This is a genomic window from Bradyrhizobium diazoefficiens USDA 110 (assembly GCF_000011365.1).
Classification (GTDB): domain Bacteria; phylum Pseudomonadota; class Alphaproteobacteria; order Rhizobiales; family Xanthobacteraceae; genus Bradyrhizobium; species Bradyrhizobium diazoefficiens.
On record NC_004463.1, the window covers coordinates 7,669,844 to 7,682,667 of the forward strand.

Annotated in this window: 11 protein-coding genes; 6 read left to right on the forward strand and 5 right to left on the reverse strand. The window is 60.7% G+C overall.

All coding sequences use genetic code 11. From position 1 onward, the window contains the following. Positions 1–213: 213 nt before the first annotated feature. From BJA_RS35290 to BJA_RS35300, 3 genes are all read left to right on the forward strand, one after another. Positions 214–675, forward strand: coding sequence for a hypothetical protein (locus BJA_RS35290; protein ID WP_011089707.1), 462 nt, complete (start codon positions 214–216; stop codon positions 673–675). A 146-nt stretch (positions 676–821) separates the two neighbouring features. Further along, positions 822–2,558 (forward strand): type I secretion system permease/ATPase, encoded by a 1,737-nt coding sequence (locus BJA_RS35295; protein WP_063921648.1) that lies wholly within the window; start codon positions 822–824, stop codon positions 2,556–2,558. A 50-nt stretch (positions 2,559–2,608) separates the two neighbouring features. Beyond that, positions 2,609–4,027, forward strand: a complete 1,419-nt coding sequence (locus tag BJA_RS35300) for an HlyD family type I secretion periplasmic adaptor subunit (protein WP_236842127.1) — start codon at positions 2,609–2,611, stop codon at positions 4,025–4,027. Between the two features lie 145 nt (positions 4,028–4,172). On the opposite strand, the gene BJA_RS35305 is transcribed toward BJA_RS35300, so the two are convergent. From BJA_RS35305 to BJA_RS35325, 5 genes are all read right to left on the reverse strand, one after another. Further along, positions 4,173–4,958 (reverse strand): response regulator transcription factor, encoded by a 786-nt coding sequence (locus BJA_RS35305; RefSeq protein WP_011089710.1) that lies wholly within the window; start codon positions 4,956–4,958, stop codon positions 4,173–4,175. 213 nt (positions 4,959–5,171) lie between these two features. After that, a complete protein-coding gene (locus BJA_RS35310; RefSeq protein ID WP_231166644.1) occupies positions 5,172–5,450 on the reverse strand; it encodes a hypothetical protein in 279 nt (92 codons plus the stop codon). A gap of 1,005 nt (positions 5,451–6,455) precedes the next feature. After that, on the reverse strand, positions 6,456–7,331 hold the full coding sequence (locus tag BJA_RS35315; RefSeq protein ID WP_011089712.1) for an alpha/beta fold hydrolase: 876 nt from the start codon (positions 7,329–7,331) through the stop codon (positions 6,456–6,458). Positions 7,332–7,432: 101 nt separating this feature from the next. Further along, positions 7,433–7,888 (reverse strand): carboxymuconolactone decarboxylase family protein, encoded by a 456-nt coding sequence (locus BJA_RS35320; protein ID WP_011089713.1) that lies wholly within the window; start codon positions 7,886–7,888, stop codon positions 7,433–7,435. A 23-nt stretch (positions 7,889–7,911) separates the two neighbouring features. Then, positions 7,912–8,328, reverse strand: a complete 417-nt coding sequence (locus tag BJA_RS35325; RefSeq protein ID WP_038965610.1) for a cupin domain-containing protein — start codon at positions 8,326–8,328, stop codon at positions 7,912–7,914. Between the two features lie 90 nt (positions 8,329–8,418). On the opposite strand from BJA_RS35325, the gene BJA_RS35330 reads away from it, so the two are divergent. The 3 genes from BJA_RS35330 (at position 8,419) to groL (ending at position 12,416) form a co-directional block, all read left to right on the forward strand. Beyond that, on the forward strand, positions 8,419–9,825 hold the full coding sequence (locus tag BJA_RS35330; RefSeq protein WP_028174164.1) for a PLP-dependent aminotransferase family protein: 1,407 nt from the start codon (positions 8,419–8,421) through the stop codon (positions 9,823–9,825). A gap of 552 nt (positions 9,826–10,377) precedes the next feature. Further along, complete coding sequence (locus tag BJA_RS35335; RefSeq protein WP_011089716.1) at positions 10,378–10,692, forward strand: co-chaperone GroES; 315 nt, start codon at positions 10,378–10,380, stop codon at positions 10,690–10,692. A gap of 71 nt (positions 10,693–10,763) precedes the next feature. Further along, complete coding sequence (groL, locus tag BJA_RS35340) at positions 10,764–12,416, forward strand: chaperonin GroEL (protein ID WP_011089717.1); 1,653 nt, start codon at positions 10,764–10,766, stop codon at positions 12,414–12,416. The last annotated feature ends 408 nt before the right edge of the window (positions 12,417–12,824 follow it).

The following is a 12,824-nucleotide window of genomic DNA, read 5'->3' on the forward strand; positions in this document are numbered from 1 at the left end:
GCGCATGCAAGCTCGCCCTGCGGACCCTCCCGGATGTTTCGAGCTCCGATGTTGTGCGACGAATGTCATACTTTCGTACGTAGGTCGACCAGACCGGATGGTGTCCGATTTGACATCTATCGCCATCGCGCTTGGGCGGATCAGACTTGCCGCGCGCGTCCGCCTGATCGGGATGGATGATGCACGAAAGCCAACAGAAAGCAGGAGGCTCAAATGTTGCCCAAAGCGATCAACATCTCGGACTCGATCGGATTCAAATCGATCAGCACCGGTGGTCAGAACGTCGGAAATGGCGGCGACGGCACCTTCAAGGGAGCCATCATCAGCAAGCCGACGCTCAACTTCGATCCAACCAACAAGGCGGAAGGTGCCGACGTGCACGTGAGCACCGGCGATCACGTCAATCAGACGGCAGACTGGGATGCCGGCGGCGCCAACGCGCAGGCCTCGTTGTTTTCGAAGGCCCATGGCGGAGACGCCCAGTCGAACGGAAGCCAGAAATCCTACAGCGGTTACGATACCTCCAAGGTATACGCCAATACGGATGCGACCCAGATCAACAAGCTCGCGGTGGACCAGCACCAAGAGGTCGTGGCCGGCATCGGCGGCAATGGCGGAGACGGTAACGCCGCGCTGGGCGGAGAAGTGAGCTTCCATCTCGATACTTCTTTCTGACCACCGGCTCGTCCGACTGGCAGGGACCGGTGGCCGCCGCCACCGGTCTGAAGTTCGAGCCAATACCCCGCCGATACGATACCGTTGGCAGACGACGTTGGCCATCGGTCAAGTGCACCGGACCTCGATTTCAGGCGGTGACGATCATGCTGATGCCGCCCATTCGGTTGCCCATCCTGCCGCAGGTCCGGACGCCACTGCACGCAGCCCTCCGGTCCTGTGTGGGACCACTGGGTCTCGTATTCGCATATAGTTGCAGCTACAACCTGCTTCTGTTTGCGCCCTCCATCTATCTTCTTCAGATCTACGACCGGGTGTTGTCGAGCCGGAGCGGCGAGACGTTGCTCCTGCTCACGCTCATTGTCGCGATCACGGTGGTCGTCGGCGGCGTCTTTGATGCATTGCGGCGCGCCGTCCTGGGACGCCTCGGCGCCTGGCTCGACGATCGCCTTCGTCCCTGCGTGATTTCGGCCGGCCTCGAATCGGCGCTTCGCAGCGATTGGACGCAAGCATCGGGCGCATATCGGGATCTCACCGTGCTGCGCCAGTTCGTCGAATCCGGCGCATCTCCGATGCTGTTCGACGCGCTCTGGGCGCCCTTGTTCCTCCTTGTCCTCGTTCTGATCCATCCCCTGCTCGGCGTGGTGGGCGCCTGCTGCGTCGCCTTCCTGTTCGCGCTCACGGTTGCCGGAGAGCTGGTCACGGAAGACGTTCTGCTCAGATCCGGCGCCGCGCTATCCAGAAGCTGCGGCCGCCTCCAGACTGCAGCGAGCAACATCCACATGATCCGCGCCATGGGAATGCTCGATAGCGCTGCGCGCATGATCCACCGTGACGCGCAGCACGCCCGCAGAGAGCACGATGTGGCACTCCGGCGAGGCGAGATCGTCTCACTGGCCGCCAAGCCGGTTCGCGCGCTGTCGCAGGTCCTGATCATGGGGGCTGCCGCATGGCTCGTCCTCGATCACGGGAAGAGTCCGGCAATCATCTTTGCTTCCACGCTGATGTTCAGCCGGGCGCTCGCGCCGGTCGAAAGTGCGGTCGCAGGCTGGAAATCGCTCGTGACGGCCGTGAGCGCTTGTCAGCGGCTCGGCGCACTTCTCGCCGCATTCCCCGTCGCCCGGCAGCAGAGCCCAGAGGTTTCTCCGCTGCAGGCGCGAAGCGGCCTCGTCGTCGACAATGTTGACGTGAGGCTTGCGGGGACCAACCATCTGCTCCTGAACGGCGTCTCGTTCAGCCTCATGCCCGGAGAATGCCTTGGCATCATCGGTCCGTCCGGGTCAGGCAAGTCCTTGCTCGGCCAGGTGATCGCCGGGCTGTCGATGCCAACGCATGGCCGTGTCGTCCTCGACAATACCGACGTCTCGCTGTTTCGCGAGGGCCTAAAAGGCGACCGCCTCGGATATCTCCCCCAGGACATCAACCTCCTCGGCGACACGATCAACGACATCATCGCACGCCTTGACGATGCCGATCGGCGGAAGGTCATCGAAGCGGCCAAGCTCGTCGGTATCCATGGGGCGATCATGCGCTTGCCGCTGGGTTACGACACGGTGGTTCAGAGTGAAGCAACCTTCTCGCGCGGGTATCGGCAGCGCCTCGGTCTTGCCCGCGCCTTTTTCGGCAGTCCACGCCTCATCGTTCTCGACGAACCCAACGCCAGCCTCGACTACGGGGGCGAGCGAATGCTCCTGGATGCCATCGAGCGCATGAAGCTCGCAGGCGTCATCCTTGTCGTCATCACTCACCGGATGGGTCTTCTCGCCGCCACGGACAAGATTGCCATCATGGAGGACGGTGCGGTCGCCGCGTTCGGCGACAGCGAGGACATCTTTGAACGGCACCTGAGCCGACCCCAGGTTACTTCACAGATAGCGCCATGATTTGGAACTCTCTCACCATCTGGAAACTTCCCGCCGTCTCGAGACTTCCCATGATCTGGGACCAGCTCGTGCGAGCGCCGGCGCCCCACCCACCCGCTCGGCGATTTGGCGTCGTGGTGACCGCAATCGACGATTTCGAGCCTCTGGAATTTCCATGGTGCTCGACGCCCACGCCGACCTCTCCGCGCGGAAGGCTCCGCGGCATCACCGTCGCGGGCAATCTGCTGGTGCTCTGCTTCATGCTGGGGCTTGGTACATGGGCGAGCCTCGCGCCTCTCGAAAGCGCCGCGATCGCGTCTGGCGTCCTGGAATCGGAATCGAGCCGCAAGACGATCCAGCATCTGGAAGGCGGTATCATCAGGAAGATCCTGGTTTCGGATGGCGATATCGTGCGCAGCGGCCAAACGCTGATCGCGCTGGACGACACCCGGGCCGGCTCGGAGATGCAAAGCCTCCAAGGTCAATTTTGGGATGCAGCTGCTCGTGCCGCACGGCTTCAAGCCGAGCAGCAGAGATTCGAGAGGATCGCAATCCCGGACGCGCTGGAACAGGACAGCAGGCAGAACGGAGTGGCCGCCGCTGCGGTGTCGGCGCAGCAGTTCATTTTTCAGGCACGCATGCAAGTTCACGAGTCGCAGCTTGCGGTCATTCGCGAACGAAGGCATCAAGTCGAGAAGGAGATCGAAGGTCTCAAGGCTCAGGAAACCGCCACCGGGCAGCGGGTCGACATCGTTCGGGAGGAACTGGATATGGTCGCGACCCTCGTCAACAAGGGGCTCGAACGGCGGCCGCGGCTTCTGAACCTGCAGCGGGAGCTGGCCGACGTCGAGGGCCGCCGCGGCGAGATCGCCGCGCAGATTGCCCGCGCCGGGCAGGTCATCAGCGAACAGCAGGCCACATTGTTCAAGCTCGAGAGCGAGAGGCAGAACGAGATCGCACAGTCGCTTCGTGAAGCACAGAACCAGATATTCCAGCTCCGCGAGCGGTTGCTTGCGGCCAGGGATCAGCTATCGCGAACGGAGGTCAAGGCGCCCGAGGACGGCGTGATAACCGATCTGCGGGTTCATACAGCCGGCGGTGTCATCGGAGCAGGTGCTCCGCTCATGGACCTAGTGCCCCGGCAAGACCGTCTCATCGTAACCGCGCGCCTGAGGCCCGAGGACATCGATGTGGTTCATCCCGGCCTCAGTGCCGAGGTTCACCTCGTACCGTACAATCAGCGTCGCGTGCCTCGCCTGAAGGGAACCGTCGTGCACATATCCGCAGACCGGCTCCTCGACAAGCGTACCGACCAGCCATACTACGCGACAAAGATCCGGATCGACGATGGGCAGATCGCGGCAAACGACATCCAGATCGTCCCCGGCATGCCGGTTCAAGTGTTCATCACGACCGGGCGAGGCACCGTGGCTCTCTACGCGCTCAGGCCCCTGCTCGACAGCTTCCGTGGTGCATTCAGAGAGGACTAAAGCGCGATGAGATTGGGATGAATCGTCATCGCGCTTTAGGTTGTTGTTGGAGCATGATCTCCACGCAAACGCGTTCCGCGTTTGTCGCGAGGGAGAACCGCTGCGCACCTTGCGTTAACGCGGCCCTCCGGGTCCGGATCATGCTTTAGGTCTCCGGCATTAGAGCCGCACCGGGGTCGTGATCGCGACTCTGCGCGGGCAACCGGCCGCGCCAGCGGAGGACGGCTTCCGTGCGATTGTGCGCAGCACATTTCCTCATGATATGCTGAATGTGCATTTTGACTGTGCTTTCCGAGAGGCCCAATTTGGCGGCGATCAGCTTGTTGGGCAGGCCGAGCTCCAGTTCCGCCAGAACCTGTTGCTCACGAGGCGTGAGATCGGTCACGCTCCTCCTGTCGATAGCCACTCTGGCTCCCTCGTTAATCAGATATGCGGGCACAAGCCCGCGCGCATCCGGTGGCTCGAAATCCGTTATCCTGTTCATCCTGGCCACGGGCAACGGCCTGTAGGCGCCGCCGACAAGAACAAGGCGCAGGCCTGCTATGGCGATCTCGATCGGTAGCGAGGTGGAAAGAAAGCCGCGCACGCCCCGCTGCATCGCGGCCTGCACGGTCGGTTCGTCGTCATGGTTTGAGAGGACAACAGTGGCGGCGTTGGGACAACACTCCGCAACGAAGGCGAGATCGTCCTCAACCGAGGGATCGCCGATGGGCTTGTCCGCGATACTCAGCATCACCAGACGAACATCGCGGGCTGACGTGCAGTCCAGGCCTTGGACCGTTGCCATGTCAAGGATCTCAAGTTCGTCCAACTCCCTCCTGAGGACGTGCAGAATGCATGTACGAGGCAACACGAGCGGCTCGATGATCACCAGAACCGGCAAGTGAAGCGATTCATTGAGCCGCTTTGACGTGTTGATTATGTCGTGCATGATGCCCTCGAGATGAAACGAATTTCCGCTATATTCCCATTCCGTATTGCGTCTCCCGTGCTGCTGCGTTCATCCTGAATGCATCATCACGAGAGCGGCGCAGTGCCGCCGTTAGTGCCGCATCCACTGCGGGATCACTTGACACCTGGGTGGAAATTCTTTCCGCTCAAATCATTTTGGCGTGTACCGCGCGGTGGCGCAGTCGACGCATCCCTAATTGCAGATATTTCGATACGCCGTTGAGGCCGCCGACCCTGACCTACCGTCGACGACGTATGCTTCATCCTCCTTCACGAGATACAGAAACGGCCGCTCTCCAGTCTCGCCGCCTGACGCGCTTCTTCCTTTCACGCGCCCGCAAATCGTATCCACGCGGCGTCCAAGCATGTTCTTTCGCATTGCGCGCTTCACGTCGCTGAGTTCGACCGTCTCCGGATCCCCCATCTGCGTCGCGATCGCAACCTTCGCCTTGTCCAGAGCACGATCCGACATTTCCGCGGTCCGTTCGGGTGCCGGGACGCTGATCCTCGTCCGCGGGGACGCCGCTTTGGCAAGATCGGTCGATCCGCGTTTCTTCGGAGTTGATGTCTTGCCGGGCCTTGCCTGCGTTGCGGAATTCGATCTGACAACCGCAGGCTCTGGCGCCAACGCAGTCGGCATTGGCTGCGCGGGTTGGGCGACAGCGCCCCTGTCGAAACAGGGTCGTGACGCGCACCCGAGGAAATACCCCCGGGACGGCGCGAACCAGCCAAAGCCGATCAGGACTCCTGCCAGCACTCCGACAAATAGCAGTCCCATCCGATTCCCCTCCTCGGGAGCTCGGCTCGCACTCGTAACTAGGACTAATTCCGCGCTGGTGATCTATCTGTTGCGCAAAAGCATTAAGCGCCCATTAAGCGCGCGCCGTTGTCCGGCCCATGCCTGGATGGACGGATTAGATCGGACTCCAGACCCGTGCCGCGATGATCGCAAAAGGCCAATCGTGAAAGCAATCATGGCCGATTTGGTCCGCTCTCGGACCATTCTGCAACTTGCGAGTTCGTCCGAAGGTTTGCACCACCAAACGCTGCCAATCGCCGACTTAGGGCCTTCAGGCAAGTTTCGGAGCACGCACCAGCTTCGTACCAGAACCGGCGTCAACGAAACGCAACGAAAGCACTTGGACCCGAACAAAACCGCAGGAGATCAACGGATCTGACCAATCTTCAGCCGCTCATAACGATCTGGTTGCAGGTTCGAGTCCTGCCGGGCCCACCACCGTGATCAATAGCTTACCTCGTTCTCGGTGCCTGCAGTGACACCGCCGTACCAGAAACCGCACCAGATACATCCACTTTTCGTTCGCGCGCAGCTCGTGAGCATGTCAGGCAAGCTCGATTGCTGATGAGTGATGCGACATGCATTCACGAACCCTGCCTTTACGGCCGACGGAAGCGGTCTCTACATTTGGTGATCGAAGCTCATCGGCGCAGGGCGCGGAGATAGACCCCTGCGCAGTCATCGAAATGAGGCACGAACCTCATCGACGGTTTGCTTCGGATCCTGGAGGTGAGGAAAGTGCCCAATACCGGGAAGAATCGCGAGTTCGGCGTGGACTCTTTCGGCGAATTCTGCGCCCATCTCCTTCTTGATGTAGAGGTCTTTCTCGCCCCAAACTACCTTCACCGGCGTTTTAAGCCGGGCGAGTTGCGATTCGAAACGGTCCTGGTCCCGCGTAAAGTACGAGTAATAGTGGGAGAAAGCGTCTACCGTCGTCATGGCGCCCTGGCTCCATCCGCGGGACATGTCGTCCCTGAATTCCTCCGTAACTTCGAATTGCGCTTCCTTGGGCAAGCCTCTTGTGAAGGTGTTTGCGAGGATCTCGTCGCGATTCCTGTTCATGTTGGCGCGGATCTGATCCATTGCAGGCCCCGCCTTCAGGCCTTGCAGGCTCTCATACATGAACTGGGGCCTGTCAAACGGGGCGAAGTCGCCAACGATAATTGTCCTTGCGATATCAGGTTTTTCCACCGCCAGCAGGAGTGCCGGTAGCGCTCCGATGTCGGTCGCGTAGATCGTGAGCCTCGAGGTGTCGATGCCTGTTTTCACGATGTACTGATCCAGAATATGCGCGTAGTCCTTCGGCGAATAGGAGAACCTGTCGACCGCTGGCCTCGATGAAAGACCGTAGCCCGGCCAGTCGAAAGCGTGGACGTCGTAGTCATCGGCGAGAGCCGCGGCAATATCCTTCCAGGCGTACAGGGTCTCCGGAAACCCGTGCAGGAAGAGAACAGTCCCCTTCCGCCCCGGGTTACGCAAAACCATCCTTCTGAGCGCGATATCTTCGTTGATCTGGAAAAAGTCGATCGCGCTGTCGTTGATCCGGTGTGACATGATGTGTGTCCTTTCGTCCTGTTACCTGATCAGCGTGCAGGCAGAAGTGATCTGGAGGCTGAACGAAGCTCGGCGGAGAAGAGTTCCGGCACCTCCAAGGCTTACTGTCCGAGTACGGCCTGCGGCGTGTTCCGAAAGCTGATTGCAATACGATTGTAGGCGTTCATCAAGCCAACTGCGATCGTCAGATCCACAAGTTCTCGCTCGCCGAACACAGCGCGGGCAGCCTGATAGGCTTCATCCGGTACATTGGTCTCTGCGACACGCGTCACCGTTTCGGCCCACGCAAGGGCGGCGCGCTCGCGCTCGTCGAAGAGGTTACCGGCTTCCCTCCACGCCTGTACCAGCGCCAGCTTTTCGATCTTCACTCCCTTCTTGAGCAGGTCGCGCGTGTGCGAGTCGAGACAATACGCGCAGTTGTTGATCTGTGAAATTCGCAGGTAGACCAGGTCGACCAGCGCGGGTGGAAGGTTGCTCTGCATTATGTAACCGTAGACGCCGCCGAGCGCTTTCACGCCTGTCGGTGCAATCTGATTGTAGTCGAGACGCTTGCTCATTTTTTGCTCCTTGATGACAAGTGTTATTTGATCGGTGTAGTCAGTTCCTTGTCGTCGGTATCAACGACGAACACGGCGAGCAGCCTTGCTGGCCTGGTCTTGCTGGCATTGCGGCTGATGGAATGGCGCGAGCCTGGCGTCTCGTAAAAACTTTCGCCGGCGCGGTAGACCCGCCTGGGTCCGTCATTCACCTGGGACTCGATTTCTCCCGACAGAACGTAGCCGAAGATGAAAGCCGACTTGGCGTGGATGTGCGGAGCTGACGCCCCGCCCGGCGTATAGTCGACGATCAGGGCCTTCAGTGACTTGCCGGGAATGTTGGGGATCATCTGTTGAAAGCGCGGCGTGACCGTTTCGCCGCCGCCATGGGCGACGGCAGGCGTTGCAGTGGTGATGGCAACGGCAGCGAAAGCCGCGCCAAAGATGAATCGTATTTTCATGGTGGCGTTCTCCTTTGTCCCGCATAGGTGCGGCTGCTCTGGTCCGGAAAAAAGCACCAAGAACGCACAAAAATCGTGTACCAAGGGGGCATGACCAAGCCGCTGCGGTTGGAGCTTGATCGATCTGCGAAGACGCCCCTGGCCGAGCAGATCCGCAAAGGCATCAGGGCCGCCATCGAGAACGGCGTGCTCGCTCCGGGAGCGCGTCTGCCCTCCTGGCAGGACCTGGCAGCCCAACTCGGTGTCGCTCGAGGCACGGTGCGATCGGCGTACGAAAAGCTGTCCGCTGCTCAACTCATCGTCGCTTCCCGCGCGGCCGGAACGCATGTCGCGGATCGTCCTTCCATTGCTGCTCGACAGGAAGAAACAGCCGATCCCGGCTCGTTCATGGAGATGTATCGGGAGCTCACTGCGGGGCCGGCGATTTTCCAGATGGGCGTGCCCGCGCATGAAACTTTCCCCGCCAAGCTCGTCGCCCGGATTCGTTCGTCCGCTATTCGCGTGGAAATGAGTGGGCCGGCGATATATCCGGACGCTCGTGGTGAGCTGGAACTACGGCGGGAGATCGCGGCGTATCTTGCTATCGCGCGTGGTATCGAGTGTACAGCTTCCCAGATCATCATCACCGGCGGCTACTGCAGCGGCTTGGGACTGGCGCTCCGTGTGCTCGGCCTCGAACGGAGAAGAGTCTGGATGGAGGATCCAGGCTTCCCAATCACCCGGCATGGCCTGGAGCTCGCAGGATTGTCGCTCGCCCCAATCCCGGTTGATGCGGACGGCATTGATGTCAGTTATGGCCTGAACCATGAGCCCGATGCGGCGCTGGTTGTTGTAACCCCAGGGCAGCAGGCGCCGCTCGGGTGCACGTTGTCGCTGGAGAGGCGCTTGCGCCTTCTCGACTGGGCCGCTCAGAAAGGGGCGTGGGTGATCGAGGATGACTATCTGAGCGAGCTTCAACTGAAGGGTCGGGCCACACCGGCACTTGCCTCGCTCGATCGCGCCGGGCGCGTCATTCACATCGGATCTTTCAGCAAGACTCTGACCCCCACCCTGCGGCTGGGCTTTCTGGTCGCTCCTCCGTCGCTGACGTCTCAGTTCGCCGAGGTCGCGGCGTGTCTCGCGCCGGCGCCTGGGCCGTCTGTGCAACTCGCGACTGCGAAATTCATGCGTGACGGCCACTATATGCGGCATCTTCGACGTACGAAGCGTGTCTATGCAGCGCGAGGCGACGCGTTGCTAAAGACCCTTCGCCCACGCGCCAAGGACATAACGATCGCTGGATTGGCGGTGCTAATGCAATTGCCGGACGGGACACCAGACCTCTCCATCGCCAGGGAAATGCTGTCGTTCGGATTGGCGCCTGCTCCACTATCGCCCTGGTATGCAGAGGCAGCTTCCGCACGATCCGGTTTGCTGCTAGGCATCGCGACAGCTCCTAACAAGCGTCTCGCGGCGTCTTGCGACCGCCTCCTTGGGATCATCGATCGTCTTATGTGACGAACGCAGAGGCAGGGCGCTCGCGAGGACAACGCTCATAAGGTACGTCGTGGCCTTGCTGGAAGAGTCAAGCAGGGTTTGGCAGCAGGACTGGCGAAGGGAGAGAATCTAGAAAGAAAGTTCCTCTTCCGCTGCATCCCAGGTGCTCTGGGTAGGCGAGAGGGACAAGATTTGCCGGCCTCTCCGCGTACCGCCGCGGGTCTAGACTGCCGTTGGACGCGGCATCATTGTACCCGAACAGGCTAATCCAGACGCGCGCAACCCTGCCCGGCTAGCCATTTGGATGGCAAAGCCAAACAACAACCTGGGCAGACGGTACAAGCCCGCCTAAAGTTTCCTCAGCGGCTTCCTCCGACCAGCCCAGACTTGATTCCAGGGGCTCCTTTAGGTGGCTCTGAATGGGCCCTCCGCGGACCGGTGAGGACGACGGATTTTCGAAATCCTTCGCGGCTTTGTCTTGTTTGCCGACCAAGCCGGCTTATTTTCGGAGCGGTCAGCACTCGCTAGCTTCGACTGCTATTTCAAAAAGCGACTAGAAGATAGGAGGAGAGCATGAAATTCCGTCCGCTTCACGACCGGGTCGTGGTCAAGCGCATCGACGCGGAAGAGAAGACCGCTGGCGGCATCATCATTCCCGACACGGTCAAGGAGAAACCCTCCCAAGGTGAAGTCATCGCCGTTGGCCCCGGCGGTCGTGACGAAAGCGGCAAGCTGATCCCGATCGACGTCCGGGTCGGTGACCGCGTATTGTTCGGCAAGTGGTCCGGCACCGAAGTCAAGATCGACACCCAGGAGCTGTTGATCATGAAGGAGAGCGACATCATGGGCGTTCTCGCCGACGTGTCTTCCAAGAAGAAGGCCGCCTAGTCCACCGCTCAAGCGCCTGTCGAGCGCCTCATCAAGGGTGAAACCAAGTCAAAAACTCAGGGAAACCCACTATGTCAGCAAAAGAAGTCAAATTCGGAGTCGATGCCCGCGACCGCATGCTGCGCGGTGTCGACATCCTCCACAATGCGGTAAAAGTGACGCTCGGACCGAAGGGCCGCAACGTCGTCCTCGACAAGTCGTTCGGCGCTCCCCGTATTACCAAGGATGGCGTCACCGTCGCCAAGGAGATCGAGCTCGAGGACAAGTTCGAGAACATGGGCGCCCAGATGGTGCGCGAAGTCGCCTCCAAGTCCGCAGACGCGGCTGGCGACGGCACCACCACCGCGACCGTGCTCGCCGCTGCGATCGTCCGTGAAGGCGCCAAGTCGGTTGCCGCCGGCATGAACCCGATGGATCTGAAGCGCGGCATCGACATGGCTGTGGAAGCCGTGGTCGCCGACCTCGTCAAAAACTCCAAGAAGGTCACCTCGAACGAGGAAATCGCCCAGGTCGGCACGATTTCAGCCAATGGCGATGCGGAGATCGGCAAGTTCATCTCCGACGCCATGAAGAAGGTCGGCAACGAGGGTGTCATCACCGTTGAGGAAGCCAAGTCGCTCGAGACCGAACTCGAAGTTGTCGAGGGCATGCAGTTCGACCGCGGCTATATCTCGCCCTACTTCGTCACCAACGCCGATAAGATGCGCGTTGAAATGGATGATGCCTACGTCCTGATTAATGAGAAAAAGCTATCTCAGTTGAATGAACTACTTCCCTTGTTGGAAGCCGTGGTGCAGAGCGGCAAGCCGCTTGTGATTATCGCCGAAGACGTCGAAGGCGAAGCGCTCGCCACCCTCGTCGTCAACCGTCTCCGCGGCGGCCTGAAGGTCGCGGCCGTCAAGGCTCCGGGCTTCGGCGATCGCCGCAAGGCCATGCTCCAGGACATCGCGATCCTAACCGGCGGCCAGGCGATCTCGGAAGACCTCGGCATCAAGCTCGAGAACGTCACGCTCAATATGCTCGGTCGCGCCAAGAAGGTGATGATCGACAAGGAGAACACCACGATCGTCAGCGGCGCCGGCAAGAAGGCCGACATCGAAGCGCGCGTGGCGCAAATCAAGGCGCAGATCGAGGAGACCACCTCGGACTACGACCGTGAGAAGCTGCAGGAGCGTCTTGCCAAGCTCGCGGGCGGCGTCGCGGTGATCCGCGTCGGCGGCGCGACTGAGGTCGAGGTGAAGGAGCGCAAGGATCGCGTGGACGATGCGATGCATGCGACCCGCGCGGCGGTTGAAGAAGGCATCCTGCCAGGCGGCGGCGTTGCGCTACTGCGTGCCTCCGAGCACCTCAAGGGCATTCGCACCAAAAATGACGACCAGAAGACCGGGGTCGAGATCGTGCGCAAGGCGTTGTCCTACCCGGCCCGCCAGATCGCAATCAACGCGGGCGAGGACGGCTCGGTCATCGTCGGCAAGATCCTCGAAAAGGATCAGTACTCGTACGGCTACGACTCGCAGACCGGCGAATACGGCAACCTGGTCTCCAAGGGTATCATCGATCCGACTAAGGTGGTTCGAGTGGCGATCCAGAACGCGGCGTCCGTCGCAGCGCTCCTGATCACCACCGAAGCTATGGTGGCGGAAGTGCCGAAGAAGAACACCGGTGCGGGCGGCATGCCTCCGGGCGGCGGCGGCATGGGTGGCATGGGGGGTATGGACTTCTAAATCCGACATTCAGAGCTCAACAATAAGGCTCGGCAGCGACGCCGAGCCTTTGCTGATTTCCTAGCGGTCAGCCGCGGTCCAACACTTGCGCACCGTATTGCGCGAGCGCGTCGAAGCCTGCGCCGCCGACGAGTTCGAGGGGGAAACCGCCCGGAATCATCCTGAGGAGCCTCCATTCCCGAAAACAGCGACCGACGCTCGCCGCCCAAAATAAAGAGATTGCCAATCATACCAGGACGATGCGCCTCGCGAAGAGTCCAATCGCGGCGATCGTGCACGGGCAGCTTCTCAGCTCTGTGAACCGGTGCGACCGGCCCCGATCCGCCATCTTTTCCCAACCACGTCGCCGTAAGTTCGCTCTTGGACAGACTGCCTCAACGGGTCCGTCTCAAACTAACGATGTTTCAT

Coding starts and splice junctions, on each gene's coding strand:
- BJA_RS35320 (WP_011089713.1), bottom strand. CDS start 7,888: ATGAGCAAGCGTCTCGACTACAATCAGATTGCACCGACAGGCGTGAAA.
- groL (WP_011089717.1), top strand. CDS start 10,764: ATGTCAGCAAAAGAAGTCAAATTCGGAGTCGATGCCCGCGACCGCATG.
- BJA_RS35315 (WP_011089712.1), bottom strand. CDS start 7,331: ATGTCACACCGGATCAACGACAGCGCGATCGACTTTTTCCAGATCAAC.
- BJA_RS35300 (WP_236842127.1), top strand. CDS start 2,609: ATGATCTGGGACCAGCTCGTGCGAGCGCCGGCGCCCCACCCACCCGCT.
- BJA_RS35330 (WP_028174164.1), top strand. CDS start 8,419: ATGACCAAGCCGCTGCGGTTGGAGCTTGATCGATCTGCGAAGACGCCC.
- BJA_RS35325 (WP_038965610.1), bottom strand. CDS start 8,328: ATGAAAATACGATTCATCTTTGGCGCGGCTTTCGCTGCCGTTGCCATC.
- BJA_RS35290 (WP_011089707.1), top strand. CDS start 214: ATGTTGCCCAAAGCGATCAACATCTCGGACTCGATCGGATTCAAATCG.
- BJA_RS35335 (WP_011089716.1), top strand. CDS start 10,378: ATGAAATTCCGTCCGCTTCACGACCGGGTCGTGGTCAAGCGCATCGAC.
- BJA_RS35295 (WP_063921648.1), top strand. CDS start 822: ATGCTGATGCCGCCCATTCGGTTGCCCATCCTGCCGCAGGTCCGGACG.
- BJA_RS35310 (WP_231166644.1), bottom strand. CDS start 5,450: ATGTCGGATCGTGCTCTGGACAAGGCGAAGGTTGCGATCGCGACGCAG.
- BJA_RS35305 (WP_011089710.1), bottom strand. CDS start 4,958: ATGCACGACATAATCAACACGTCAAAGCGGCTCAATGAATCGCTTCAC.